This is a genomic window from Sulfobacillus sp. TH-112 (assembly GCF_057473405.1).
Genome location: NZ_JBYCKN010000203.1, coordinates 1 through 25,867, shown reverse-complemented (window position 1 = coordinate 25,867; position 25,867 = coordinate 1). Strand labels below are relative to the sequence as shown.

The window sequence follows — 25,867 nt, the reverse complement described above, 5'->3', positions numbered from 1 at the left end:
CACCTGGACGAAGATGGGCTATCGCGTAGTCATGGTCACCGGTGACCGCCTCTCCACGGCTCAATTTGTAGCCCAAGAAGTGGGTATTAGCGAAGTGCAGGCGGGCCTCAAACCCGAAGAAAAGGCCCAGGTTGTGGAAAGGTTGGAGAAAGAGGGACGACTGGTGGCTATGGTCGGCGACGGGATTAACGATGCTCCTGCATTGGCGCGAGCCTATCTCGGTATGGCGGTAGCGTCGGGGAGTGATATTGCGGCCGAGACAGCGGATGTTACGCTAATGCGTCAAGACGTCGCGGCCATTGGAGAGGCACTACGCATTGGTCAAAAGACTATGCACAAAGTGCGCCAGAACTTCTTTTGGGCATTGTTTTATAATGTCCTTACGATTCCCTTAGCAGCGTTTGGGGTAATTTCTCCGGTGATTTCCGGTGCGGCGATGGCCTTCAGCTCCGTGTCTGTGGTTACCAATTCCTTAGCTCTCAGATGGGGTTATCGCGGAGGTAGAGTGTCAAGTTAAGTGAACACCACTATGAATTTTATAGGAGGATGACTGATGGAACGGATAGCATTGACGGTCAAGGGAATGACGTGCGAGCATTGTGTGATGACAGTCACCAAATCTTTAAAAGACGTCCATGGTGTGCGAGCGGCTGACGTGAATTTAGAGAACGAAGTGGCGCGGATCACGTTTGACCCTGCCCAGGTGGGGATTGACGACTTGGTCACCGCCATAAAAGACGCGGGATATGAAGTGAACCCGTAAGAGGGGGAAATTCCCTAGCCAAGCAGCCCGCCATTCCTGGCGGGCTGCTTTTTCGATGCGGCTCCCTAGGCCGTCTAGGACTTTGTGCCGTTCAGGACATCAATTTTAAGGGTTGGGTGGTGTTCGGAACGAAAAACCAGAATGCGGGTTCCTGGAGTTAGGTCTTGGGCCTTAGCTTGGGGATGACCTTCCCAGTGCATTGTCACCGGGGCATTCAGAGGAACGGTGACTGTGCCGAGAGCATTGGTGAGAGTGAGGTCCTTCGGAGACACGGCAACCAATTGACCCGCAGACCCATGTTCCATGACTTTAGCCCATCGGTCCATGTGGTCAGGCATAATGGCCAGCACCTGATGGTCTAAGGGGTTCAGATACGCGATCACCGCTTTTCCCACCGGAAGAGATGCCAGATAGTGTTGAAAGTGCTGTGGGATCCCCTCAAAAGAGTAGGTAAGCGCCCCATATTGATCGGATTTGGCGGTAATACTATTGGCGTTCGCCGCCGTCACCTGCGCATGGGTCATAATGGGATGCGCCGCGAGCGCCGTCAGACTAACCGAGTTATTTGAAGACGTCCCAAATGCCGCCACGCGCGCCCCGGCACTCCAAGTCTTCATCCCTAAGAATTGAGGATTGGTCCCAATGAGACGCCACATGCCATGGTGATGGGTCTGTACGTCCCATGCTGACCCGGTTTTCACCAGTTTGCCGTGCGCTGCAGGGCGTACGATGACCACATTGGAGGAGCCAGCCGCCAAAATACGAACCTTTTCACCGATTTGCAGAATGGTGGCATTGGCAGGATACATGCCGGCGCGGATTTGTATTCCCGACATGGGTATCGATTCTGTGGCACCGCCATCACTCACCGTGAGGGTGCTGGGAGTGATAGATTGAACCGTATCGGTGGACACGCAGTAACGGGCAGCAAACACCGAAGGGCCAACCAAAAAGCTCGACATCACCGTTGTCCAAACCAAGATTTTCTTTAGATCAGACATGAGAACCTCCTTCAACCTTGTGAATTTTGGTGTAGGGGTAGTGTGTCCAGTCGCACAGAAAATATTGGTAGCCATGCTTAAGCTTGGATAAAGTTTTCGCGGACACCTTAGGATCTGGCGGCAGTAAGAGGAAGAATGATGGTAAAGCGAGTGCCATGAGGAGTGACTGGGCTGACCTCAATATCTCCGCCTTGAGCCCGGAGCAGGCTTTGGGCAATAGAGAGACCGAGGCCACTGCCTCCAGAGGATGACGTGCGAGCGCGATCTCCACGATAAAATCGGTCAAAAATGTGGGGAAAGTCGGCCACAGCAATTCCGGGCCCATTGTCCTCAATCACCATATGCAACATTTCTGCCTGCGTAGTCGAAGCCAGTCTCACACGGGTGTCCTGCGGAGTATAACGGGCGATATTGTCTAAAAGGTTAAATAGCACCTCTGTGAGACGATCAGGATCGGCGTCTATGGTCGCGGCCACCACATCGAATTCGACACGGCGGGGTTTGACTAAGTTGTCAATTTCTGTGTGGAGATCGCGTAACCAGCGGTCCACATGCACGGGGATAATGGTGAGCAGCGTCGAGGGCGCACTATCGATTCGCGACAGCGTAAGCAGTTGATTGACCAGCCGTCCCATTCGCTGCCCTTGTGCCCGCATAGCCATCAGACCGCGATGCTCTTCTTCCGGTGTGAGCCCTCCGCTCGAGATTAAGTCTAAAAAACCATTAATAGCTGTCAAGGGAGTGCGTAGTTCGTGCGATGCATCAGCTACAAAGCGGCGCATTTGATCGGAGAGTTCTTTTTCTTGGGTGAAGAGCGTGTTAATGGACTCTGACATGCTGTCGATCGATTCAGCTAGGTCATGGATTTCAGCCGGAGCGTTAGCGAGACTGGTGGTTTGACCGAACTCCCCTGCGGCAATCTTCTGAGTGCTTTCACGTATGACCTCTAACGGGTGCAATGTTTGACGCACTGACACCGATCCTAGCCACCCGGCCATAATCAGGGAAATACAGGCTAGAAATACATAGAGTTCGGCATCGCGCTGTAAAATGCCGTAAATGGGATGGACGGAAGACAAAAGCCAAACGTAGCCACTGGGATAGTAGTGGTTACCAATGACGGAGTCGACCACGATCCGGTGATTCCACAGAAAATAGGGGGTGCTATAAAGGGGCGGTACCGCCGCTTTTAGGGTGGAGGAGGAGGCCATGACATGCCCGACGGCATTCGTAATGACCACCTCGACTCCTGGAGCCCGGAGACGCGAGACTAAGACGGTCGCAATATGCGTAAAGCCGACAATCCCGCGCTCCGACAAGGTATGGTGAATGATGGGTGCCAGCACCGAAATTTCATCTCTCAGAGTGCGAGCGGTTGAGTGGAAGAGCACATGACGCAAGATTAAATATTGGCTGACACCGACCACCAAGAGCAAGATGGCCAGTAAAATAATCTGCCGTCCAATGAGCTGGTCACTGAGGGTGCGCCGCTTTTTATCCGCCATTTAATCTCCTAAACGATATCCGAATCCGCGGACCGTTTGGATTAGGGATTTAGCGCGGTCGCGAATCTTTTCACGTACCGACGAAATGTGCACTTCCACCAAATTGTCATCGCCGGGAAAATCATAGCCCCAAACATGTTGCAGTATTTGGCTCTTTGACAAGACACGACCAGGATTCAGCAACAGGTAGCGTAAGAGCTCATATTCTTTTGCTGTGAGCTGCACTAATTCGTCGTCGACCGTGACGCGATGACTGGCGTCATCCATGGAAATCCCTTGGAAACGCCAGAAGGGGGCTTCATCTTTGTGTACTCGCCGTAGACCGGCATTAATGCGAGCCACTAATTCGTCAAAATCAAAGGGCTTAATGAGATAGTCGTCAGCACCATCGTCCAGACCTTGGACACGGTCGCTCACGGCATCGCGTGCCGTGACCATTAAAATGTAGAGATCAGGATCTTGGCGAAGACGGCGAGCCAGTTGAAATCCGTCTTCGCCTGGCATCATGACATCAATGAGGGCCGCATGTGGAGAAAACGGCCCGACAATACTTAGCGCCTCTTGGCTATTTCCTGCCGTTCGAACCTCAAACCCTCGGTGGTTTAGGCCAATGGACAATAAGTCGCGGATGGTTTCCTCGTCATCTACTACCAAAATGCGTGTTTTCGCCGACATTACTTTTTATCCAACGGGTGGGGAGACAAGAAATATTCTCCCGTGTCCCAGCCAGCCCGGGCAATCACACGGTCAAGTAGTTGACGATCGCTATTCAACCACTGGGTTTCTTGAGCAAAATCTGGCCGGGGTTCGGGCAGATACTCATGAAAGTGCGTGTGTAAGGATATGCGCACATTGATATGAGCGGCGATACGATTGGCCTCGTCCACGGTCATTTCACTAAAGGGTATGCTTTTGCCCAAGACGGCCTCCGTGATATCCAGTTCATCGACAAAGTTGTCCGTCTGAACGGCATGATATTGGTCCACCAATTCGTTTAGGCGGTGTTCCTGATTGGGGGTAATAGGGCGGTCGGGTGCGTAGCCCCACGAACGTAAAAATGGCATGGTTCAGTGATCCTCCTCTTTTACACGATGCACGATACGTCTCCTTTAGTATTGTGCATTTTGCAAGGATTTGTGTCTAGTGTGGAACGCGATGCGATCGCAAACTTCCGGCCGCGAGAAGATGTCTTTCCCTGGAAGGCGAGGTTCGTTATACTAGATATGGGATATTCCCACAATTTCTTGGGGGAGGTATATCGATGGCAGAAGAGCGTAAACCACAAGATCTAAAGAACTCGTGTTTGACAATGGACGGGATTAGTAAAGAAGAGATTGACCAGCATTATGGGATTTTATACAAGGGTTACGTCAACAAACTTAATGAGATTCGTAGCAAAATGGAGACAGTTGATTACGCGGCTGCTAACCAATCCTATAGCGAACTGCGGGGACTGAAGACGGAGGAAATTTTTTGTCTCAACGGAACCAAGTTGCATGAGTGGTACTTCGACAACTTAGGAGGGCCGGGAGGACAGGCTAAAGGACGGATTAAAGAGTTAATCGAGCGAGACTTTGGTTCGTATGAGAAGTTCGAAACCGAATTCAAGGCGACCGGTCTTGCGGTCCGCGGTTGGGTGGTTTTGGCCTATGACTTAGATGACCAAAAGCTGCACATTTATGGACAAGATGCACACAATGTAGGGGTACCTTGGGGCGCCTATCCGTTGCTGATCTTGGACGTATATGAGCATGCTTATGGGATTGACTATGGAGTCAAGCGGGCGCCATATCTGGACGCCTTTATGAAGAATGTGGACTGGGAAGAGGTGAACACGCGCCTCGCTAAGTATCACATTTAAATAGCGGGGATCGTGCGAACTCATGAACATCGCCCGGGTCCACAGGTCCCGGGCGATGTGTTGCTTTGTCTTCGCTTTAAAAGTTAGTTATTAATTCCTTGAATTGTGGTGAGGATGCCTGCTAAGCCTTGGAGTTCTGCTGGTAGCACAATCTTGGTCGAGGGCGATTGCCCGATGGTGGACAAGGTTTCTAGGGATTTTAATTGCAAGATGGTGCGAATTTTTTCTTCGCTCCACCCGTTGTGGTTCGCGTCCTCCGCAAGAGCTAAAATCGCCTGATTGACAACCCGGACGGCAACGGCCTGCGCCTCGGCTAGTTTCTGCACGGCGAGCGATTCTCCTTCAGCTTCCATGACCCGCGTTTGCCGGATGGCTTCAGCGCGTAAGAGCAGGGCTTGTTTTTCTCCTTCCGCTTTGGCGATGGCCGCTTGCCGTGCGCCTTCAGATTCGAGAATGGCCGCCTCTTTAGCGCCCTGGGCTTGCTCAATAGCTGCTAATTTGTTGGCGTCGGCCTTTTTCTGGGCTTCCATGGCTTGCTGCATTTCTTTGGGCAGGTCTACCTGTCGAATGGAGGCCTGGACAATGCGTATGCCCCAACTGCCAGTCGCTTCATCCAGTTCCTGTCGAAGCTTGGCGTTAATTTGTTCGCGATGAATCATGACATCGGCTAACTTTCTTTGTCCAACCTCTGAACGCAAGGTGGAGGAGACAATATTTTTGATAGCGATCTCAGGATTTTGGATTTCAAATATAAAGGACTTGGCATCTACCACTTGATAGATAAAATACGCATCAATGACTGGTGATACGTTGTCAGCCGTGATGACAGGTTCGGGAGCGAGATTCACGGTGACCGATTTACTGCTGACTAATTGTACGGAATCCACAAGGGGTAACTTTACCACCAATCCTGGAAGAGCCTCATGGTTGAATCGGCCTAGTCGCTGAATTAATCCTTTTGATCCCTGCGGAACGATGCGAAAAAACCCCCGCGCTAATGCGACCACAATAACTAATCCGACGACGCCTTCGATTATGCCTGCCATCACATCATCCTCTTTCTGGTAAGACCTCGAGGCGGAGGCCTGCACGTCCGACCACAATCACTATAGTGTCAGGCAAAAGTAGCTCGGGCCAGGCGGTATCGGCGGACCATAACTGGCCTGCCACCTTGATTACACCCGTACCTGATTGCTCTGGCGGAATACTTTCCGTCACGATGCCATTTTGTCCAATCAGTTGATCTAAGAATGACTGATAAAAAGCCATGACATACGCCCCTCGCTTGGTTCTATCATACTCGCAATCGCCTTTAGTCGCGATATCTGGTTCATATTTAGGGGAAGGTCATCAAAGCAGTGAGCGGCTGCACATTCCTATTTGCCGCATGACCTAAGTACGGCAAGGACAATCCAGCTTCAATCGTCTTCAGGAGATTATAGTGATCGGCCCACACAGTAATATGAACGGGAGCGACCTCCCCATACGAAATCATAATCAGCGGCACTGATCCACCGCCTACGGGTATGCCCATGATTTTGGGGGCATCCGGTCCAGCGGAAAGCCATCGCTTCCACGCCATAGGGTTATAGATGTCTCGTGGTGTCTCAGATTCGTCCCAGGTAATCACGATGATGGAGTGCGAGGTCCAGCTCGGAGAGGACATAATCTGTTTGATGAGGTGGGAGAGAAATCTATCGCCCATCTTCACCAATGCGACCGGATGGTTAATCGGGCATCTACTTGAACCCACCGGCTGACCATGCATATCGCTACAAAGGTTCGGCGTAATCCAGACAACGCGTGGCGCATCTCCCCGCTGCAGTTCTTGGATTAGTGTGGTGAGAGGTACAATGTGACGTCTATCAGAGTGAATAATGGTTGGAAAAAGCATAAAGGGATCATGCTTTTTGGCATACAGGGCATTTTTAGGCATAGATGTTGGATTGGCGTGGGCGGGTTCGGGATACCAATTGCCGCTATATCCGCTATAGGGAAGGCTTTGCATCACACCTTGCCAGCGAATATGGCGGGAATTCATCTGGGATACGAGAGTCGGGCCTGAAAAAGATTGGTTGGGATTGTCGCTGTGTGTACCATCGGTACGTCCCGATAGGAGAGCAAGATAGTTAGGCAAACTGACATGGGTGACCCCGTGATAATTGCTATCATAGCCATAGTGGGCGATAAGGCGATGAATGTAGGGAGCATCCTGCTGGGACAAGGCATCTATGGAATGATTTTCCATGACGATAAGAAACACATGAGATAGCTGAGGAGGGTGTCCTGTGACGGGGGTGAGGTGATAGCTTGGGCGAAACCACAGAAATCCGTATAGGCCTAATAACGCCGCTATGAGGGCGCCCAATCCCATAGCAATTTTCTTGATTGAGCGCATCCTCATCCCTCCTTTTGAGACTTAAGACGGCCGTAATCGATCTACATCAAACGGGGGAAAGATGGGTTTTTGTTCAAGGATAGCATCTTTCAGCATTTCTGCTGCTATAGGAGCCACCGTACTTCCATGCCCGTTATATCCGCCTGCTATCCACAGACCCTTGATGATTTCTCCTATGTAAGGAAGATGGTCGGGGGTCATTCCCATAATCCCCGCCCAGCGGTGGGTAATGGCTATCGGCCGTCCCGCAACCTTGGTCATGAATTCACTCAAGGTTTCCTGAATGCGGTCATGAAGCACTAAATCTGTGCCGACTTCTTCTTCAATGGCCAAGTGTCGGAACCCCCCTAAGACGATCATGCCCTCTTGTCTCTGATGCCAATAATTAAATCCGTGATCGGCGTACACCGGATAGGAATAATCCAGCGGTGGGACAGGCTCGGTGATGAGTACTTGACCGCGTACAGGATGAATGAGGTTATGAAAGAATGGGATCCATTCGGGAGTGTACGCATTGGTCGCGATAATGACATGAGAGGCATGAACCCGAAATCGCGCACCTGTGAGAACATGCCCTTTTGCATCTTGGTCCCAGCGCTCGACGCGACTTTGAGAATAGATACCGACACCTTGTTGTTGAGCTTCATTTAAAAGAGCATGAATGAGTTTGAGAGGATGGACCATGCCATCATCTGGAAACCACGCTGCCACATCGTATCCAAGGTTTTGCAGTGAGTGGGGTTGATCTCGCGGCAAGAGAACTCGGGCGAGAATGCCGGAATCCCTAAAAAGCGAGACGGTTTCTTCAATCCCTGACCGTTCGCCCGCGTCTCCTCCAAGATAGAGACTGCCGGTTTGATGAAAATCGAGGTCATAGCGTGCCCGCAACGGCTGCAACCACTCAAACGTGCGACGTGTCCAGTCTAAAAGGCGTAGGGCCTGCGCTTTTCCCATCATGGCGCTGGCTTCGCTTAACAGTTGGGCCGGTCCTTGCAGCAAGAGACCTCCATTTCGGCCGCTGGCTCCAAATCCAGGAAACTGCCCTTCGATGATGCTCACCCGCAAACCAGCATCCTTAAGCCAATAGCCAAGCCAACTGCCTGTATAACCGCCGCCAACGATGGCGACGTCGGTGTGGTGTTCTCCTATCAGCGGAGCATAGGAGCACTGATTGAGGGTTTGCCAGTAACTTTGCACGGTTTATTCCTCCCAGGGATCATATCCTGTCGTCCGCATTCCGGTATGGTGAGTTTCGAGACGGTGCAACCGTTAACGGACATGGTAATGTCCGTTAACATGTTTAGCGGTCAAAAGGAGATCAACGGACTGCGTTTATTATTATGGGAAGAGCAGGTTCTTGTCGAATTTTTAGATGCGAGGATAAGGTACCTCTGTGGATGAATGATAGCATTGCTCTTATCATGGACGAAGCGGATCGGGCCTCTGAGCAGCTTTTATACGCCCTTTCGCCTATTACCGTATAGCGCTTTGCCGTTATGTGTATGCAAGGGGGCGCGGATTCCGATCTTATCGGATTTGAGGTCGTATGCCGAAGAGATACGCAATCAGACAATACAATCGAAGGCACCTTGTGCAAGGTGCCTTCAGAGATCCTTCCGCCCATGTTATCGTGGTATCATGGATCGAGCATGACAGGGAAGTGGCTAATTGGTGACCTGTACCGTGATGTCTGGCGGGACGTCGAATGCGCTCGAGCTGCTGGGTACAATGGCAAAGCTGTAGGTGCCGACAGTCGTAAATTTATAAGACCAGCGGGTCAATGTGTCGGCTGAAGCTAATGGTACCTCGCCATTGGGAAGGCTTGCGCCAAAATATCCTCCGTATAACCCTAAGCTACCGTTATTCACAAGCTTGGCTGTTGCGGTGTTTTCCGGCCAGAATACTAAAGTGCTTCCCTTTTTTACAACAATCGAGGCCGTGGCTACTGTAAGATGATTGCCCTTTGGACCGGTGCTAAAGCGAAGACGTTTGCCCGGAGTTTGGGCCGTAATCTCCGTACAGGATATCTTGGCCATCTGGGCGTGTTCGTTGTGCTGTGTCGCTTGTATGGCTCCACAGGCATCTTGGTTTATCAGAATCCCGTCGGTCGTTTTTGAGAGCGCGCCGTCGGCCAGCTTGTCGTATTGGCCTCGTGCACTCCAAAGCAGATGGGGAGAGGTAGCAGGTCGCGCCCAAATGATCATTCCGTCATTCCATATGGTGCTCGCGCCAATAGACGAAGGAACTAAAAGACCAATGAGTGCGCCGTGGCTGGTTTGATGGATAGCCCACGACGAGATAGCGGGTATCGTGGGCGACTCCGATGGATAGGACTCTTGCACGGTAAGAGCTGGTGAGCGCCAAATCACGTGCCAGTGATGATTTTTTTGATTCCATACGACGGCCGACGCGTTTAGATTTGCGGTGATGACGGGCGAATGTCCGGTGGGAGTGGTCGTGACTACGAGTTCTTCCGGATTATATCCCTTAAATTTCAGATTGATGGTGCGAACGATTTTTTGGTTTTTGGACATGAGGTGCTTAAGAATCGATAATGATGGCCGAGCGACGGTTGGGGGCGCTTTAGGTGCCGAGGACGCCACCGTGCCGCAAGCCGCGGCGCCCACAGTAATTGCCAGGAGCGAGGCGACGACGACAAGTCGCCGGCCGATGCGCTTCTCGTGAAGTCTTGTGTCGTTCATGCAGATCAGCTCCATTTTCTGGTCAAAGGGTGTTGATGAATCGGCGTCATGAAACAGTTTCGTCTACACTAACGTTTTTCTCTTCGAGATGGTTACCAGTTTTACTCCCAGGATCATAAATATTTTACGGTTTTGATGGGGTCCCTGAGCCGAGATAGGTGACTTTGCCTCCAGGGGGTGGGCGAACCTGTCGTAAAGTGCGGAAGAGATGCGAAGACTTGCTATAATGAGGGGAACTTGGTGGAGGTGGAAAGTGTGGCCCTGGTGGCATCAGAAGGCGTCCGGCCTTGGCTCGCGGCGGAAGGGTTCCCTTGGCAAGGAGTGCAGTTTTATACCGACAGCGATCCGCTGTCTCTTGACAGCGGGGCGGTGTTCCCGTCGTTTCGCCTTGCCTATGAGGAATGGGGGCCGAAAACCGGCCAGCCGGTAGTGGTGTTTCACGCCCTCACCGGCGATTCTCATGTGGCTCCTCATTCGGGGGAGGACCGGAAGGGTTGGTGGAACGGGGTGATGGGGCCGGGTCAAGGTCTTGACACCAATCAATACCATGTTCTTTGCCTCAATGTGCTGGGAGGGGCGCTCGGGTCCACTGGCCCTTGGTCTCTTCATCAGGATGGCAAACCCTATGGGAGTCGTTTCCCGCACCTTACACTCTTTGATATGGCCAGAGCCGCCCACCGCCTAATTGGCCCCTGGGCGCAGGGCAACCTACGATTGATTGGTGGCTCGATGGGGGGCATGTTGGCCTATGCTTATGCAGCGCTCTATCCTGACGAGGTGCAGGCGATCTTTGCCATTGGTGCACCGATAGGTCACGAGCCTTGGGCCATTGCATATCATTCGGTGGGACGCATGGCCATTATGAGTGATGTGCATTTTGCCGGTGGTGACTATTACGAGGGCCCCTTTCCGGACGAAGGCCTCAAACTAGCGCGCATGGCAGACATGTTGTCTTATCAGCATCCGCAATCGATGCAGAAAAAGTTTGGTCGTCAAAGACAGGATCCTGATCAGAGCGAGTTTCAAATTACCTCATATCTTCGCTATCAAGGACAAAAATTGGTACGACGTTTTGATGCCAATACTTATATTGTGCTGACCACCGCAATGGACGAGTTTGCCCTCACGATGACGCATATGAAGGCTCTAGGGGCGACTTCTATATGGATGGTGGGAATTCAGAGCGACCTTCTGTATTTGCCGGAGGAAATTGAGCGCCATTATGGAATGCTACGCGATGCGGGCGTGCCCGCCCAGTTGCAGTGGCTATCAGGGCCATGGGGGCATGACACCTTTTTGGTGGAACAAGAGCGCACGGCGCAATTCGTGCGCGAATTTTTACAAATGACCAGGTGATAGGAGACAGGCTTCTCGGGTAGCCTACCTGGCAAAGGAGGCGTACCATGGCAAAGTTGGTCGGAGAAGTATTATTGGAAATTTTGCATCAGCACGATGTGGACTATGTTTTTGGTCTGCCAGGAGACTCGATTGACCCGCTATTAGATCCTATACGGCGCGACAAGAAAGTGCGCTTTATTCAGGTCCGTCATGAAGAAGCTGGCGCGTTTATGGCCTCGGCTTATGCTAAAAAGACCGGCAAGCTCGGGGTGTGCATGGGTACAGCGGGGCCGGGCGCGATTCACTTGCTCAATGGTCTCTATGATGCCAAGATGGATCATGCTCCGGTTCTCGCGATCACAGGTCAAGTGAACATCGCAAAAATCGGGACGGATTTCTTCCAAGAGGTGGATACACTCGCCTTGTATGCGAATGTGGCTCTCTATAATTATCAAGTGAGCGATGCCTCTCAAATTGGAGTATTAGCGGGGGAGGCGTGCCGAACAGCACTCGCGGAGCGCGGGGTGGCGCACTTGTCCTTCCCCTTTGAAGTGGCCACGTTCCCGGTAAAAGAGCTCGCGCCGTCTTATAGCGTTGTAGGAAAGAGCCAAGCATTTATTCCAATTGATGGCGCCCTCAACCAAGCCGTTCATCTCATTAACGAGGCTCAGCGTCCTGTGATCTTAGCGGGTCGAGGTGTTCGCTCGGAACGTGAAGCGCTATTAGCATTCGCCGAAAAGGCGAAGATCCCGATCGCCAATACGTTGCCGGCAAAAGGGGTGATTCCCGATCGGCATCCGTTAGCCCTAGGTGGACTCGGTCTATTGGGGGCCAAACCGGCTCACGTCGCGATGGAGCAATGCGACTTGTGCCTTCTATTCGGAACTAGCTATCCTTATTTGGAGTTTTTGCCGTCAAAGGGAAAGACCATCCAGTTGGATTGGTCCGCGAGTCAAATTGGTAAACGGCACGCCGTAGATGTCGGACTGGTAGGCTCGGCTGGGCCTACGCTAGAGGCACTTATGGCGAGGATTGAATCGGTTCCGGAACGCCCTTGGCTCACCAAGTTGCAGAGAGATCGTCAGGAATTTATTGCGCAGCAGCAAGAAGCCGCGAGTCGTCGGACCCAACCCGACAAGCCGATCCATCCGCAGTGGGTGGCGGATCGGTTATCTCATTTGGTGGACTCTGACGCGAACATTGCCATTGACGTGGGGAACAGCTTGGTCTGGATGGCGCGCAATTTTATGATTGAAAACCACGGCTGGCTAGTGTCCGCATGGCTTGGATCCATGGGATTTGGGCTCCCTGCGGCTATTGCTGCCAAGATTGCTGAACCAGACCGGCAAAGTGTGGCGGTCGTCGGAGACGGCGCCTTTACCATGCTGATGGGAGACTTTGTCACAGCGGTCAAGTATCACTGGCCGATTACGGTGATCATTTTCAATAATCATCGGTTGGGCATGATTAAGTTCGAACAAGAGGTCCATGGGCTTCCCGAATTCGGCACCCATTTGAAGAACCCCGACTTTGCTCTTTTTGCCGAGGCCTGTGGTGGCAAAGGGTTTCATGTCGCCAAACCGGAGCAAGTGGAAGATGTGATTCGAGAGGCTCTAAATACACCCCTACCTACAATTGTGGATATTGAGACCGATCCAGATGAAAAACCCTTGCCCCCCCGCATTACCAAAGGACAAGCGCTGGGGTACGCGGAAGCCCTATTCAAAGAGACCTTTGGCGAATGAAGCGCCGCTACTATATCATTCACAGTCGCAGAGGTACCTACTATGCCCGGCACATCTTTTGGGATGATGAGGTGATGACGTTTTGGGGGAGTACGGCCCAGGGGCGGCAACTGGTGCTCTCCTTGCCCTATCATCGTGTTCAGTCGATTGAGGAAGTGGATCGTCGAATTTCTCCTCGACGTCGCCGTCCGCGCCAGAATGTTAGAGGAAAACGGCCCCTCGCTGGCGAAGATCTCTTCCGACAATCGGAGGCGACTCATGGAGATGTTTCACACCAGCGATCATTATCACGATCGTCAGCAATGCCCATATCTCGTGCGCGACGCGCAGCCCGACGACGCATACGATCTCATTCGACTGCTCGATCAAGTCGGACAAGAAGAGATATACATCGCTGACGAAAAAGCACAGTTAACTATCGATCAAGAACGGGCGCTCTTAGAGCAGCGCGATCCGTCATTGCAGTTAGTCTTAATGGCTCTTCAAGACGATGCTATGATCGGATCGCTCGAAATGGTGCGTGGGGCGCTGAAAAAGAATCGACACACCGCCATTTTTGGGATGGCGCTTTTCCCTCACGGGCGAGGCCGAGGTATCGGCGAGGGCCTGATTCGTTCAGGAGAGAATTGGGCCAAACGAGTCGGGGTGAAAAAGATATCACTCGCGGTATTTTCATCCAATATCGCTGCGCTACGCCTCTATGGCCGACTGGGATATGAAGAAGAAGGGCGCCGCTACCGACAGTATTGTCTCCAAGATCAGTGGGTTGACGAAATTTGGATGGCGCGATGGATTTAGCTATTCTCTTGGGATAGGGCACTGACCATTTCCCAAAATTCATCCTCAGGATGCGGGGCTTCGGCAGCGTAATCACACGCGTTTTGGGCCGACGCCCGCATTTTTTCCGTATAAAAGAAAAAGGTTTCTCGGGTTTCTAGGGCGTTTTCGGCGTGAGGTTGATCTTGGGTCCACATCGAGGCAAATGCAAAGGCGTGCAAGAGTGTGCGCAGTTCCTCTTCTTGTTTGTCCCAGAGCGATGATAAGAGTTCCTCGAGAATCTCTTGTCGCGTACCCACCCACGGCGCGCCGCCCGGTAAGCGGTGACTAATGGTGTGTAGGGTGTGATCGCGATGTCGGGCCTTTAACTGAGTCCAGTCCACAATGGACTGTGGCGGTTCCATCGTGGGAGCGTCGTGATAGTTGTGTTGAGTCCAGCCAGCATGTGTTAACTGCATCATTTCATCCGGAGTTAATGCGGATTGCATCACTGATCCGAATAGGGCACCGTCGTGAATATATTCTTCCAAAATGCGAGTTCTCAGTAGCTCATCCAAGCCCACGGTGAAGTTTTGTTCTTGATTCATACCATCGCCTCCTAGGTCTATTAGTATAACCAAACATGTGAATCGTGTGCATAGATTTCCCAACCCAGGACAACCTACCCGTATCTTAGGGAAGGCGAGGGATTAATCGTGATTTCGCGATATCGCGCGTGGATTGTGGTAGTAGGATTGCTGATTCCGATGACCGCTGCAGCGTGTGGAGGGGGAGGACAATCCGCCTCTCCCGCTCACACGGTCAAAAAGGGTGCGGACAAGACCAAGCATGTGGTCAAAGAGGCGGTGAGAAAGCCGGTCGGGACCACCAAGAAAGTGGCCAAGAAAACATCAGGAACGGCTAAAAAAGTAGCCAAAAAAAGCACCGGTACGGTGAAACAAGCGACCCGGAAGACGGTGAGTACGACCAAAAAGGCTGCACGCAATACCAAAAACGCCGTGCGTCATACAAGTAAAGATACGACCAATTCGATGCGCAAGCCATCTCACACATCGTCCAGCTCTTCGAGTACGTCGGCGATGGGAAATGTGACTGCTGGCGCAAAACTTTATGCCTCCACGTGTGAATCCTGCCATGGTAAAGGGGGAATCGGAACGGCATCAGCCCCAAGATTGGCGGCTCCCTCCGCCGTGGTCTCGCAATTTGGCACGGAAAGCTCGTTGGAGGCGTTTATCGCGCACAACATGCCCGCCACTAATCCCGGATCGTTGACGGCCACTCAAGCACACAATGTGGCAGGATACATCTGGCATCTTGATGTGAAATAGCGAGTTGCGGACAGCAGATTGCGTGCGATCGCCCTCTGACATTTTTTCGGTCGAGGGCGTCTTCCGGGGTAGCGAGAGGCTAATCGAGCGCTTTGCAGGCTGCAGTTCGTGTGCGCTAAGACCTTTCTAGGGATTCTTTGGGAGAGGCTCGGGATGAAAACTTTCGGCGATGTACTTGGCTTGTGTATTCCATGTGCCGCTCACACGATCGGGATAGGTGATGTTGAGGATGTCTTCTTGTCCGTGGAGCAGATAGATTTTGGTGTAGTAATGGTGTTGACCGCGGTTCCCGGCCGCGATGAGCCAATGGTTGCCGGAGAAAACGTAGGTGGGCTGTTCTTTCCGTATCTTCCGTATGACGCCTGATAGGGTTGCAGGTGCACCTAGGGCGTTGGGGTATTGCCCGGAAACGGATACCAGCGCGGATCCATAATGCCAGGATTCACCACTCCCATTGTGGAACGGAATCGCCGCCTTAAAGTGCGTTGGAATCGACAGCGAAAATCCCCAAAGAGTGTTGTTATAGGTGAGGTCTTCTGATGGCCCCTGTGCTGTTGTGGTCACGTTTCGGGTGATGCGGGAGCGAGCTTGGGTGAGGGCTCTTACCAATCGGGAGCGATGGTCATGAAGGGTTACTCGACCTTCGGGAGTCCAGCCGCAGGCCGTCAAAAAAATACTGAGCGCAGTGGCGGACAGGGCTAATATGGAACGCATCTTCATCTGGGGGCTCCTTTTGGGGACGCTTGTCAGGTTTCCTCTTGAAATTTGACATCGTGATGGGCAATTTGGTCCGTTGACACGCGATGTCATTGAATCCGTTCGCAATGTGCGCTCGCACCGGAATCGTCGCTTACATGACACGACCTCTCTAGAGAACTAACGAATCACCTCCCAGATTCACTACTGCAAGGACACGATGGATTACGCTCTGTCCTCGCTATAACCTCCTCGATATCGCCGCGTTCGGCTACAATACTCTTAAATTGGGAAAAAGGCGGACCTAGGATGGAACTCATACTTGGAGGGATGGCATCGGGCAAGAGTCAATATGCCGAACAGCGCTTGCGGTTGTTGGCGGGCGGGGTACCGTTGGCTTATATTGGGACGATACAACCTGAAGTCGATGATGACGAATTGGCTCAAAAGATTGTGGTACATCAAAATCGCCGCGGAGTGCAATGGCACACGGTGACCGCCACCGGAGCCAAGGCGCTGGTGCAAGCAGCGCAGTTATCTCTGTCGTATGCGGTGCTTCTGGATGGTCTGGGTCTCGCACTCGCGGCACAAAGAGAGGATGAGGCATGGGAGGCAGCACTGCATCGTATGCGCCAGGATAACACTGGCATATTAATTATTGTGAGTGACCAGGTGGGCGAGGGACTGGTGCCCGCAGATCGAGACACGCGACGATTTGTCCAGCAATTAGGCCGTCTCAACCAACGACTGGCGGGAATGGCAGAGCGGGTGGAGTTGGTGGTGGCGGGCATCCCACTGGTGTTAAAAGGAGCGGCATCACCATGAACCATTTGGCCGTACTGGGGACAAGTTCTCACGTGGGAAAAAGTGTGGTCGTAGCGGCGCTGTGCCGGATATTCGCGGATGAGGGCCTTCGCGTCGCGCCCTTTAAGGCGCAGAACATGGCACTAAATGCCTATGTGACCCGAGCAGGCGAGGAGATCGGCTATGCTCAGGCCCTTCAAGCTCAAGCGGCCCGTTTGGAACCGAGCGTGCACATGAACCCGATACTCATCAAACCGGAACCGGAGCACAAGTCGCAATTAATTGTTCAAGGGCGTGTCCATGGGACGCTTTTAGCGTCGCACTATCGCGGAACGCGAGAAACCCTTTATCAGATTGCGTGCGAGTCCTTTGATGAGTTGCACCGCCACTATGACCTCATTGTGATGGAAGGTGCGGGCAGTCCGGTTGAGCTGAATTTGATGGATGGCGATTTATCGAACTTGCGATTGCCGCGATATGCCAATGCCAGCTTGGTACTGGTGGGTGACATTGACCGAGGTGGGGTATTTGCCTCGTTATATGGTACAGCCCGTCTGCTCCCCGACGAGGATCGCCAGCGGCTCCAAGGACTCATCGTCAACAAGTTTCGCGGCGATCCCAGACTCTTTGATGACGGCCGCACGATGCTGGAGGAGATTACCGGGCTTCCGGTATTAGGGGTGGTTCCGTTTGAGGACTTCAAGCTTCCCGAAGAGGATAGCGTCAGCATTCCTCAAACGGGTCATCAGTGGCGTGAATCCACGGTGCGAGTATTAGTGGTCGTTTACCCTTATATTAGTAACTTTACCGATCTCACGGTATTGGAGCGCGAGCCAGCGTTGAGTGTCGCGTGGCTGCGAAAACCACCGGTTGAACGCCCCGACCTCATTATTTTGCCTGGATCGAAAGCGACTATGGCAGACGTGAAATGGCTTCGCGAGACCGGATGGTTTGAGGCGATCAAACGCTGGATGGACGAGGGAGTGCCGATAATCGGCATCTGTGGAGGATTTCAAATGCTCGGAGAGTGGGTGCTGGATCCTGATGGTGTCGAAGGAATGGAACCTAAAGCGCCGGGATTAGGGCTCATTCCGGCGGTGACGGTCATGAAGCGTCTGAAGCAGACGGTGCGCCGCGAAGCGCAAGTGATCGCGTCCGGATGGGAAAAGGCTACTGTCATCGGTTATGAGATTCATCAGGGCGAAACGACGATTAAGGGTGAATTCTCGCCATTTATTCAAGGGGATGGATGGGTTGATGGATATATTGCTAGGGATGGAAAGGTGATCGGAACCTATCTTCATGGTATTTTTGATGGAGAGGAATTTCGTCGAGCGCTTTTGGCGAAATGGGGAATGCTGTCGCAGGCTGGACCTGATCCTGTGGACGAGGGGCTTAATCGCTTAGGAGAGGTGGTCCGCCAGCATGTGGGTATCGAGACTCTTTACCGTTTGGTCGGGTTATGACTTAGCTGCCTGGATTCTTCTGGCCGCGGTAGTGGACCTCATGGTGGGCGATCCGCTGTGGTATTACCATCCGGTGCGTTTAATCGGCCAGTTGACGATACTTCTCGAAAAAGGGATTCGGCGGATTCCATTGAAACGGACCGGGCTGCGTATTGCGGGAGCAGTTATGACCATATTTATTGTGCTACTTGTCTTCGCTCTCATTTCTGCGCTTCTTATTGTGACTCACGCCATTTCTATATGGTTATTCTTATTGATGGTGGTTCTGTGGACCTATTGGGGACTCGCCATTCGCGGACTCACGGATGCTGCACTCTTAGTGTATCGGCCCTTAATTACCAATCAGTCGCAAGAAGCTCGCCAATACTTGCGATTTATTGTCAGCCGCGACACCAGCGCTCTCACATCGGAAGAGATGATTCGTGCCACCATCGAGACGGTAGCAGAAAACACTTGTGACGCGGTGATTGGGCCGTTATTTTATACGTTTCTAGGCGGACCGGCCTGGCTGTGGGCGTATAAGGCTGTCAACACGCTCGATTCCATGATAGGGTATCATAGTGCTCGTTACGAGGACTTTGGATGGTTTGCTGCGCGTCTTGACGACTGGGCCAACTATATTCCGGCACGCTTGTCGGGACTCGCCATTAGTGTGGCGGCCTCGATGGAAGGGCGTTTCCGTCAAGCCTATCAGACGATGAAACGAGATGGTCGGCGGCACCCGAGTCCTAATAGCGGGATGTCCGAGGCGGCAATGGCGGGAGCCATTGGGGTAGCCCTCGGCGGGCCCAATGTTTATGATGGAGTGGTTTCGCTGAGACCGAAGCTCGGAGTGACAGAACGACCGCTGCACCCGACGGCAATAATTCATGCCATCGCTGTCAGTTGGCGTGCGACGCTGGTAACAGCAATAACCTTTGGAGTGATTGCCGTGATGATGTCAGGACGTTGGCTATGAGAAGTATGCGATCTGCAATTGCATTTTTAACCAGGATTCCTACGGGATTCAACGGGCCACTACAACGTGGGACGGTGGCATGGTTCTGGATTCCAGGGCTCCTAGCGGGTTTGGTCTGGTACCTGTCTTTTCAACTATTCGGCCCGACTGCGTTAGGAGCGGTGTGCGCCATTGGAGGAGAAGCGGTGTTGACGGGCGGATTGCACTGGGATGGGTGGGTCGATACGTTTGATGGCTGGATGGCTCCCAAAGACCGACGCACCGTAGCTCGCCGCGACTCCCGCATTGGAACAGGAGGGGCACTCTTTTTAGGGTTGGCTCTCCTGGCGTTTTGGACGCTTTGGACCAACAGCGGTTCGTTGAGTCCCATGATTTTGATATTGCCTCCGCTTTGGGCTCGTGCTTCGATGGCTTGGGGGGTATCGTGGCGCTATGTGGATCCGTCAAGTGGGTCGCTTAATGCACTCGTTGAGGCCACAGATGGCGGCACGGCGTCGTGGGTAACGCTTATCATGTCGCTGTTGATTGCAGTATTGGCCATCGGGTTTGAAGGGGTGAACGTGTTTGGCGGCACGTTGCTTGTGGTGGGACTCTTTATGTTATGGGCACGAAAACTCTTTGGCGGGATGAATGGTGATGTGTTAGGGGCCTCGGCCATCTTGACCGAGATCGTCGGACTCTACTTTTTGGTGGCTGTGGCTGCCCATCCGGTATTTTAAATGCATGGCGGGGACTGGTATGCGGCATTGAATCGTCTTGGGTCCACGCCGCAGGAAGGACTCTGCGATCTCTCGGCCAGCATTTCCCCATATGGCCCTGGGCCTCGTGCGCGCACACGGTGGCCGAGTCTCATTGAGGAGTTGGACCGATATCCTGACCCACATTATACCGAGCTTAAAGAAGCAATTTCTCTTCATTATGGGGTGGATACCCGCAATGTGGTCGTCGTCGCTGGGGCGATGGAAGCGATTGACACGCTCTTGGCTTCTATTCGCCCGCCACGCCTTTACCTCAGATCCCCGGTGTTTTCAGAGTATCGCGATCGCGCAGAGCGTCAAGGGATACCGGTGATCTCGATTTCCTCCCCCGAGGAGTTGGCGGAGCCGGGAATGTTGATGATGGCTAATCCTATCAATCCGAGTGGACAGCGCATTACGTCTCAGGAACAACAACTCTGGGTAGAGCAGGCTCGTCGCACCCAGGTGATGGTAGTGTGGGATGAGGCTTTTCTTGAGTTTGTGCCCGAGTGGCGTTCGTATACCCGTTTAGGCGATATCCATGATGGGCAAGAACTGGTGATGGGATCACTGACCAAGTTCTATGGACTGGCAGGACTTCGCGTCGGGTACGTAGCGCTTTCGTCGACTCTCGCGCAAGCGCTAGAGAAATTTCTCCCTCCCTGGCGCATCGCATGGCCCTCCGCTGTGGTGGCCCGGGAAGCACTCATGGATGAAGAGTACTTTGCGGATACGCGAAAGTGGCTTATTGCGGAGCGCCAGTGGCTCCGTCGCGCACTTGAGCCTGAGGTGTCTTGGATTAGTGATAGTGTCGCCAATTTTCTCTTGGTTGTTCCCCATGCCCCGGTACCGTTACTAACAAAACATTTAGAAGGCCACGGTATCCTTATTCGGGATGCCGCTAGTTTTGACAATGTACCGCCAAATGCGGTACGTATTGCCGTAAAAAGGCGTCAGGATAGTGAGCGGTTAATGGCGGCTTGGCGAGCATTTTCTGGGCGATCGACATAGTTGGGGCGTTTCACATCAACCACATAGCCGCCCGTGACGCGTACTAAGTTATGCGGAGTCAGCGCGACCCAGAGTGAGGGATCACCAGCGGCCGCCCAAACAAACGGCTGTCGCATTAAATCTTCGTCAATAAAGATGGGCATTTGATAGGATTGTCCCGCGGGTGGCGAACCATAGACATGGGTTCCACAGAGTGCGGAAACTTCGGTGGGACTGGCGGGACGCACTTCGACCCCAAACCACAGTTCTAGTTTGGATAAATCGATACGGTTGACAGGACTATGGAGCACGACCACGGGCCGATTGCCGCACCAATAGACAGAGACCTCCACCATTTGCTGAATTTCGGCATTCAGGCGATCTGCAGCTTGATGTACCCCTCGGGTGAGATAGTGGAGCTTTCGACGGTCCACCAAGGGGATGGCCCCGCTATCTACCATTTCTAAGAAGGGAAACTCGATCTCGATGGGCATGTGGGGCCTCCGTTCAGCATAGTATAATTAGCTTATAGAAGATATAGGGACAAGGTCAACATCTTGGTCTGTATTAGGAAATGGGAGTTGTTCATGGAAGAGACGCGTCGGTTGCGGATTTTGCATCTATATCCTGACCATATGAATCTCTATGGCGATCGTGGCAATGTCTTAACCCTCGTGAAGCGGGCGGAGTGGCGTAACATCGATGCGAGTATACAACTGCGAGAAATCGGTGAGCCGATTGACTGGGAAGCGGTGGACTTGGTGTTTATGGGTGGCGGGGAAGACACCCACCAAGCCCATATCGCCGATGATTTTTTAGGAATTGCGTCGCCACTAGTGGCGCGCCTCGCAGAAGGCTTGCCGATGCTCGCCATTTGCGGTGCCTATCAGTTATTAGGGGAGTATTATGTGGCTTCGGACGGCACTAAACTTCCTGGACTTGGATTTTTAGATGTCTATACGGAACGGGGGGACAAACGGGCGATTGGTGATGTGGTGACACGCACCGATCTCGAGATTGACCCGAAGACGGTCGTGGGATTCGAAAACCACGGGGGGCGCACCTATCTTCGCAACGGTACGCGTCCCTTGGGACAGGTGCGGTTGGGACGCGGCAATAACGGCGAAGATGGAACCGAGGGGGCGATCAAAGGGCATGTAATAGGCACCTATCTTCACGGGTCACTGTTACCGAAAAATCCTCACTTGGCTGACATGCTACTCGAATGGGGCTTGCAGCATTCCGGTCAAAATGCGAGTCTTGGGACGCTCAATATCGCTTTAGAAATGCAAGCGCACCAGACAATTTTAAATCGCGCCCAATTTCATAGATAAAACCAGAATGTGCATGATATACTAAAGGACAACAACGTCGACCTGTGTGCTCGTTTGAAAGGAGACTCTATGGACATATTATCGCCGGTTCATATTATCATTTTGTTAATCGTCGCTTTATTAGTATTTGGCCCCAAGCGGTTACCGGAGATTGGCTCTGGACTAGGAAAGAGCATCCGCGAGTTTAAGCAGTCTATGAATGGTGTCATGCAAGATCCGACAGCGCCACCGCAACAGCCGACTCCTCCGGGTCAGGAATATCCGGCACAAGTGGTCATGACCGAGGACAACACGCCAAAATAGTGGTGTGTGGGAAGTCGCAGAAGGGCCCCTCATTAGTGTGGGGGTTCTTTTGTGTTATGAGGAGGCTATCGTGGCAGATATTGGATCCTATATTGGGCATACACCATTAGTGAAGCTAGGCAAGCTAAGTCAGCAATATCAGACCTCGGTTTGGGCAAAACTTGAGTCTCGCAATCCCGGAGGGTCCATTAAGGATCGGACGGCATTTTCGCTCTTAGAGGATGCCATGAGGCGAGGGCAAGTTCAATCCGATACCGTCATTATTGAAGCCACCTCTGGCAACACCGGCATTGCCCTTGCCATGGCCTGTGCAGTGCATCAGTTGAAACTGGTCATCTTTATGCCTGAGGGGCAAAGCCTTGAGCGCAAGCAGCTCTTTTGGGCGTATGGAGCCACCGTTATTGAAACGCCGCAGAGTGAGCGGACGGCGGGAGCAATAGCGCGCGCCAAGGCTCTGGCAAACGTTCTTCCGGAAGGACTCATGTTGAGGCAGCATGAGAATGCGGCCAATCCAGCCATACATGAACAAACAACAGGTCCAGAAATTTGGAAGGATACGCAGCGAGAGGTGAAAACTTTTGTTGCAGGTGTCGGAACCGGAGGGACCGTCACCGGAGTTGGCCGATACCTGAAGTCCAAAAGTCAGGCCATTTCCATCGTTGCGGTCGAACCTAAAGGTTCTGCCGTATTATCGGGGGAGGCTCCCGGAAACCATAAGATTCAGGGGATTGGGGCCGGATTTATTCCGGAAATTCTAGATCGGCAAGTGATTGACCGGATAGTGACTGTTGCGGATGAAGAGGCCCTGACGGCAGCGCGCATGTTGCCGCGAGATGAGGGCCTCCTTGTAGGCATTTCCTCGGGGGCTGTTTATGCCGCGGCGGAAACCCTCTTGAAAGAGGGACATACCGACATCGTAATGATCTTTGCTGATTCTGGAGAACGATATTTGTCGACGGGGCTCTATCAGGAGACGACAGATGAATGGTTACGTCATCGTACCCCGAGTTTTTTTGACAACAATGGATAAACCGCGTATTATCGAGAGGGCTTGGGGGTAGGTGGAGGCTTGGTGCTTTCCTTGGACTTCAAATCCAATGGCCGGCTTTCGAAGTCGGCGGTGGGTTCGATTCCCACATATCCCCGCCAAAGTCAAGTCCCGCAAGGCTTCCGAGGTGTGTGGTTGGAACCAATTCTTGTCATGAATGGACAGGAAATGCTTCCAAATCACTTTAGCCAAGAAATGCTTCCAAACTTTTTGCATGCCATACCGGCATGCTCCTGGCCTATGCAATCCAGATATTTTAACGTACTAACGCCCCCGAAAATGCATGATTAGGTGTGTTAAGTGTTTGGGGCTTGCGGGCGGCCCCAGATAATCTCGCCGACCGTCATAAACGCCACTTGGCCATTCGCCGCGAAGGGGGTGCAGAGCGCACGAACCTCCCGGTCAAACGCGGCTGCCGCCACCGGCGTCATCCGGTCCCGAGACAGTCCATTCCGCGCATGAAATGACTCGATGTAGTCATCTATGGGCTGTTGAAACGGCACCGGCGCCGTCTCATAGCGGCGGCTCACCGTGAACAATTGGCGTCGGGTTAGTTCCTCAATGAGATCATAGGGTTGATAGTCCTGATTCGTGGATAACCGCTGGATGAGCGGGCGGAGCGCTTGGTGCCAGGGAGGGGCTACCACCTCCCACCCGACGATGGCCAAGAATCCATTCGGAGTCAGAGCGGTCGCGATGCGCGGGAGGATGACATCCCAGTCCATCCAGTGCAGGCTTTGCCCGGCCGTGACCAGCGCATAGGGCGGGGCCAGTGGCGCCTCTTCGGCTTTCCCCGCGGCCCAGTGCAGATTCGTCCGGTCACCGCCCGGGAGCTGTTTGCCCATGGCAATCATACCGGGCGACCAATCGACGGCGTCCACCCGGCTCACGCAGGCGGCTAGAGGCCGCGCTAGTTCGCCGCGCCCACAGCCAATGTCGAGGAGGTTGGCGGGATTCTCCCGAATGAGCCCCAGGCGGTGCTGTGGGCGGCGAGCCGGTCAAGGCCGGCGTCAGCCGCCCTCTGGGGGCGCCTTGACCGCGCCGTCGCGGACAGCGAAAATCTGCCTGCTCCCCAAGGATGGCACTGATTCCAACAGTTTGCGATAACCACGAGTTTTTCGTGTCTATTCTATTGACACAAGTCCGAATACGCGTTCATTGATGAACACCGCTCCACCTTCCGCATCACGAAGATGTGCGACGTCTTACAGGTATCACGGAGCGGATACTATGCGTGGCGAGACCGGCCGCCCAGACCTCGGGCCATCCGGCGCGCGGAGCGCCGGGAACAGATCCGGACGATTTTTGCTGAGAGTCGGGGGCGCTATGGCAGTCCAAAAATCACGGCGGTCTTACGCCAAACCGGAGAGCGGATCGCGCAGAAGACGGTGGCCCGCTTGATGCGAGAGGCGGGGATCCGATCCCGTGTGGTCCGCAAATATAAAGCGACCACGAACTCCCGGCATGCCCACCCGGTCGCGGACAATATCCTAAATCGCCAGTTTGTGGCCGAGCGGCCCCATCAGGTGTGGATGACGGACATTACGTATATCGCGACCGACGAGGGATGGCTCTATTTGGCCAGCGTGGAAGACTTATATAGTCGCCAAATTATCGGGTGGGCCATGGGCGACCGCATGACGCAAGACCTCGTCATTCAAGCCTTCGATCAGGCGGTGGCCCGGTATCAGCCTCCCGAGGGCGTACTCCATCACTCGGATCGCGGGAGTCAGTATGCGGCCCAAGCCTACCGGGACCGGCTCTCCGCGGCGCACATGACGGCCAGTATGAGCCGCAAGGGCAACTGTTGGGACAATGCGTGCATCGAGTCCTGGCATAGTCTGCTCAAGAAAGAGTTAATTTATCTCGATCGCTGGCCCACCCGGGCGGCGGCGCAACGGGCGATTTTCGAGTACATTGAAATCTGGTATAACCGACAACGGGTGCACAGTGCGCTGGGCTATCGCACCCCGCACGCGGTGTTGACCGCCGGAACAGTCCCCACACCATCCTTGGGGGCTTTTCCACCCCCTAATGAAACGTGACACGTGCGGCCTCCATTTGGTAGGGTAAGAACGGTCAAAATAAGGAGGAGAGCATGAGCCAATCGTAT

Annotated in this window: 28 protein-coding genes, 1 tRNA gene and 1 pseudogene; 17 read left to right on the top strand and 13 right to left on the bottom strand. The window is 53.2% G+C overall.

The window, feature by feature from the left end:
- The coding region (locus ACOJWD_RS15110) for an HAD-IC family P-type ATPase (RefSeq protein ID WP_486994079.1) at positions 1-517 on the top strand (517 nt) is incomplete at its 5' end.
- Positions 518-553: 36 nt separating this feature from the next.
- Entirely contained in the window at positions 554-763 is a 210-nt protein-coding gene (locus tag ACOJWD_RS15105; protein ID WP_486994078.1) for a heavy-metal-associated domain-containing protein, read from the top strand.
- A gap of 74 nt (positions 764-837) precedes the next feature.
- On the opposite strand, the gene ACOJWD_RS15100 is transcribed toward ACOJWD_RS15105, so the two are convergent.
- The 4 genes from ACOJWD_RS15100 to ACOJWD_RS15085 all read right to left on the bottom strand — a co-directional run bounded on the left by ACOJWD_RS15100 (position 838) and on the right by ACOJWD_RS15085 (position 4,333).
- Positions 838-1,764, bottom strand: coding sequence for a hypothetical protein (locus tag ACOJWD_RS15100; protein ID WP_486994077.1), 927 nt, complete (start codon positions 1,762-1,764; stop codon positions 838-840).
- Between the two features lie 107 nt (positions 1,765-1,871).
- Positions 1,872-3,269, bottom strand: a complete 1,398-nt coding sequence (locus tag ACOJWD_RS15095; protein ID WP_486994076.1) for a sensor histidine kinase — start codon at positions 3,267-3,269, stop codon at positions 1,872-1,874.
- On the bottom strand, positions 3,270-3,944 hold the full coding sequence (locus ACOJWD_RS15090; RefSeq protein WP_486994075.1) for a response regulator transcription factor: 675 nt from the start codon (positions 3,942-3,944) through the stop codon (positions 3,270-3,272).
- A complete protein-coding gene (locus ACOJWD_RS15085) occupies positions 3,944-4,333 on the bottom strand; it encodes a hypothetical protein (RefSeq protein WP_486994074.1) in 390 nt (129 codons plus the stop codon). The genes ACOJWD_RS15090 and ACOJWD_RS15085 overlap by 1 nt, the downstream gene beginning before the upstream one ends.
- Before the next feature lie 197 nt (positions 4,334-4,530).
- Here ACOJWD_RS15085 and ACOJWD_RS15080 point away from each other — a divergent pair, with 197 nt between their 5' ends.
- Positions 4,531-5,130, top strand: a complete 600-nt coding sequence (locus tag ACOJWD_RS15080; RefSeq protein ID WP_486994073.1) for a superoxide dismutase — start codon at positions 4,531-4,533, stop codon at positions 5,128-5,130.
- Positions 5,131-5,213: 83 nt separating this feature from the next.
- Here ACOJWD_RS15080 and ACOJWD_RS15075 read toward each other — a convergent pair whose 3' ends face one another.
- The 5 genes from ACOJWD_RS15075 to ACOJWD_RS15055 form a co-directional block, all read right to left on the bottom strand.
- Entirely contained in the window at positions 5,214-6,176 is a 963-nt protein-coding gene (locus ACOJWD_RS15075) for an SPFH domain-containing protein (RefSeq protein ID WP_486994072.1), read from the bottom strand.
- Between the two features lie 4 nt (positions 6,177-6,180).
- Entirely contained in the window at positions 6,181-6,399 is a 219-nt protein-coding gene (locus ACOJWD_RS15070; protein WP_486994071.1) for an NfeD family protein, read from the bottom strand.
- 67 nt (positions 6,400-6,466) lie between these two features.
- Complete coding sequence (locus ACOJWD_RS15065; protein WP_486994070.1) at positions 6,467-7,528, bottom strand: alkaline phosphatase family protein; 1,062 nt, start codon at positions 7,526-7,528, stop codon at positions 6,467-6,469.
- 21 nt (positions 7,529-7,549) lie between these two features.
- Positions 7,550-8,725 carry an NAD(P)/FAD-dependent oxidoreductase gene (locus tag ACOJWD_RS15060; RefSeq protein WP_486994069.1) on the bottom strand — a complete coding sequence of 392 codons (1,176 nt, stop codon included), beginning with the start codon at positions 8,723-8,725 and terminating at the stop codon, positions 7,550-7,552.
- A 467-nt stretch (positions 8,726-9,192) separates the two neighbouring features.
- Positions 9,193-10,230: a hypothetical protein gene (locus tag ACOJWD_RS15055; RefSeq protein WP_486994068.1), complete on the bottom strand. Its 1,038-nt coding sequence runs from the start codon at positions 10,228-10,230 to the stop codon at positions 9,193-9,195.
- Positions 10,231-10,470: 240 nt separating this feature from the next.
- Between ACOJWD_RS15055 and metX the strand changes: the two genes are divergently transcribed.
- The 3 genes from metX to ACOJWD_RS15040 all read left to right on the top strand — a co-directional run bounded on the left by metX (position 10,471) and on the right by ACOJWD_RS15040 (position 14,111).
- Positions 10,471-11,586, top strand: coding sequence for a homoserine O-acetyltransferase MetX (gene metX / locus ACOJWD_RS15050; RefSeq protein ID WP_486994067.1), 1,116 nt, complete (start codon positions 10,471-10,473; stop codon positions 11,584-11,586).
- A 47-nt stretch (positions 11,587-11,633) separates the two neighbouring features.
- Positions 11,634-13,313 carry a thiamine pyrophosphate-dependent enzyme gene (locus ACOJWD_RS15045; RefSeq protein WP_486994066.1) on the top strand — a complete coding sequence of 560 codons (1,680 nt, stop codon included), beginning with the start codon at positions 11,634-11,636 and terminating at the stop codon, positions 13,311-13,313.
- Positions 13,314-13,571: 258 nt separating this feature from the next.
- Positions 13,572-14,111: a GNAT family N-acetyltransferase gene (locus ACOJWD_RS15040; protein WP_486994065.1), complete on the top strand. Its 540-nt coding sequence runs from the start codon at positions 13,572-13,574 to the stop codon at positions 14,109-14,111.
- On the opposite strand, the gene ACOJWD_RS15035 is transcribed toward ACOJWD_RS15040, so the two are convergent.
- Positions 14,108-14,677, bottom strand: a complete 570-nt coding sequence (locus tag ACOJWD_RS15035) for a hypothetical protein (protein WP_486994064.1) — start codon at positions 14,675-14,677, stop codon at positions 14,108-14,110. The genes ACOJWD_RS15040 and ACOJWD_RS15035 overlap by 4 nt on opposite strands.
- A 108-nt stretch (positions 14,678-14,785) precedes the next feature.
- Between ACOJWD_RS15035 and ACOJWD_RS15030 the strand changes: the two genes are divergently transcribed.
- The gene (locus tag ACOJWD_RS15030) at positions 14,786-15,418 is read left to right on the top strand and encodes a c-type cytochrome (protein WP_486994063.1); all 633 of its coding nucleotides are present in this window, start codon (positions 14,786-14,788) and stop codon (positions 15,416-15,418) included.
- 126 nt (positions 15,419-15,544) lie between these two features.
- Here the strand turns inward: ACOJWD_RS15030 and ACOJWD_RS15025 are convergent, their stop codons facing one another.
- On the bottom strand, positions 15,545-16,138 hold the full coding sequence (locus ACOJWD_RS15025; protein ID WP_486994062.1) for a hypothetical protein: 594 nt from the start codon (positions 16,136-16,138) through the stop codon (positions 15,545-15,547).
- Between the two features lie 285 nt (positions 16,139-16,423).
- Here ACOJWD_RS15025 and ACOJWD_RS15020 point away from each other — a divergent pair, with 285 nt between their 5' ends.
- Genes ACOJWD_RS15020 through ACOJWD_RS15000 form a run of 5 tightly spaced genes read left to right on the top strand, consistent with a single transcriptional unit; the run spans position 16,424 to position 21,090 of the window.
- Positions 16,424-16,939 (top strand): bifunctional adenosylcobinamide kinase/adenosylcobinamide-phosphate guanylyltransferase, encoded by a 516-nt coding sequence (locus ACOJWD_RS15020; RefSeq protein WP_486994061.1) that lies wholly within the window; start codon positions 16,424-16,426, stop codon positions 16,937-16,939.
- Positions 16,936-18,384 carry a cobyric acid synthase gene (locus ACOJWD_RS15015; RefSeq protein ID WP_486994060.1) on the top strand — a complete coding sequence of 483 codons (1,449 nt, stop codon included), beginning with the start codon at positions 16,936-16,938 and terminating at the stop codon, positions 18,382-18,384. Before ACOJWD_RS15020 ends, ACOJWD_RS15015 begins: the two co-directional genes overlap by 4 nt.
- Positions 18,344-19,342, top strand: coding sequence for an adenosylcobinamide-phosphate synthase CbiB (gene cbiB / locus ACOJWD_RS15010; protein WP_486994059.1), 999 nt, complete (start codon positions 18,344-18,346; stop codon positions 19,340-19,342). The genes ACOJWD_RS15015 and cbiB overlap by 41 nt, the downstream gene beginning before the upstream one ends.
- Positions 19,339-20,061, top strand: a complete 723-nt coding sequence (locus ACOJWD_RS15005; protein ID WP_486994058.1) for an adenosylcobinamide-GDP ribazoletransferase — start codon at positions 19,339-19,341, stop codon at positions 20,059-20,061. The genes cbiB and ACOJWD_RS15005 overlap by 4 nt, the downstream gene beginning before the upstream one ends.
- Before the next feature lie 27 nt (positions 20,062-20,088).
- The gene (locus ACOJWD_RS15000; protein WP_486994057.1) at positions 20,089-21,090 is read left to right on the top strand and encodes a pyridoxal phosphate-dependent aminotransferase; all 1,002 of its coding nucleotides are present in this window, start codon (positions 20,089-20,091) and stop codon (positions 21,088-21,090) included.
- Here ACOJWD_RS15000 and ACOJWD_RS14995 read toward each other — a convergent pair.
- On the bottom strand, positions 21,033-21,563 hold the full coding sequence (locus ACOJWD_RS14995) for an aminoacyl-tRNA deacylase (protein WP_486994056.1): 531 nt from the start codon (positions 21,561-21,563) through the stop codon (positions 21,033-21,035). The two genes, ACOJWD_RS15000 and ACOJWD_RS14995, sit on opposite strands and share 58 nt — an antisense overlap.
- Positions 21,564-21,656: 93 nt before the next feature.
- Here ACOJWD_RS14995 and ACOJWD_RS14990 point away from each other — a divergent pair, with 93 nt between their 5' ends.
- From ACOJWD_RS14990 to ACOJWD_RS14975, 4 genes are all read left to right on the top strand, one after another.
- Positions 21,657-22,403, top strand: a complete 747-nt coding sequence (locus ACOJWD_RS14990; protein WP_486994055.1) for a type 1 glutamine amidotransferase — start codon at positions 21,657-21,659, stop codon at positions 22,401-22,403.
- Positions 22,404-22,472: 69 nt separating this feature from the next.
- Positions 22,473-22,706, top strand: coding sequence for a twin-arginine translocase TatA/TatE family subunit (tatA, locus tag ACOJWD_RS14985; RefSeq protein WP_486994054.1), 234 nt, complete (start codon positions 22,473-22,475; stop codon positions 22,704-22,706).
- 70 nt (positions 22,707-22,776) lie between these two features.
- The gene (cysK, locus tag ACOJWD_RS14980; protein ID WP_486994053.1) at positions 22,777-23,736 is read left to right on the top strand and encodes a cysteine synthase A; all 960 of its coding nucleotides are present in this window, start codon (positions 22,777-22,779) and stop codon (positions 23,734-23,736) included.
- Between the two features lie 23 nt (positions 23,737-23,759).
- Positions 23,760-23,855: transfer RNA gene (locus ACOJWD_RS14975), tRNA-Sec, on the top strand.
- Positions 23,856-24,050: 195 nt separating this feature from the next.
- Here ACOJWD_RS14975 and ACOJWD_RS14970 read toward each other — a convergent pair.
- The gene (locus ACOJWD_RS14970) at positions 24,051-24,728 is read right to left on the bottom strand and encodes a class I SAM-dependent methyltransferase (RefSeq protein WP_486994080.1); all 678 of its coding nucleotides are present in this window, start codon (positions 24,726-24,728) and stop codon (positions 24,051-24,053) included.
- 180 nt (positions 24,729-24,908) lie between these two features.
- Between ACOJWD_RS14970 and ACOJWD_RS14965 the strand changes: the two are divergent.
- Positions 24,909-25,799: pseudogene (locus ACOJWD_RS14965) on the top strand (IS3 family transposase); the annotation flags it as partial.
- Positions 25,800-25,867 lie beyond the last annotated feature (68 nt).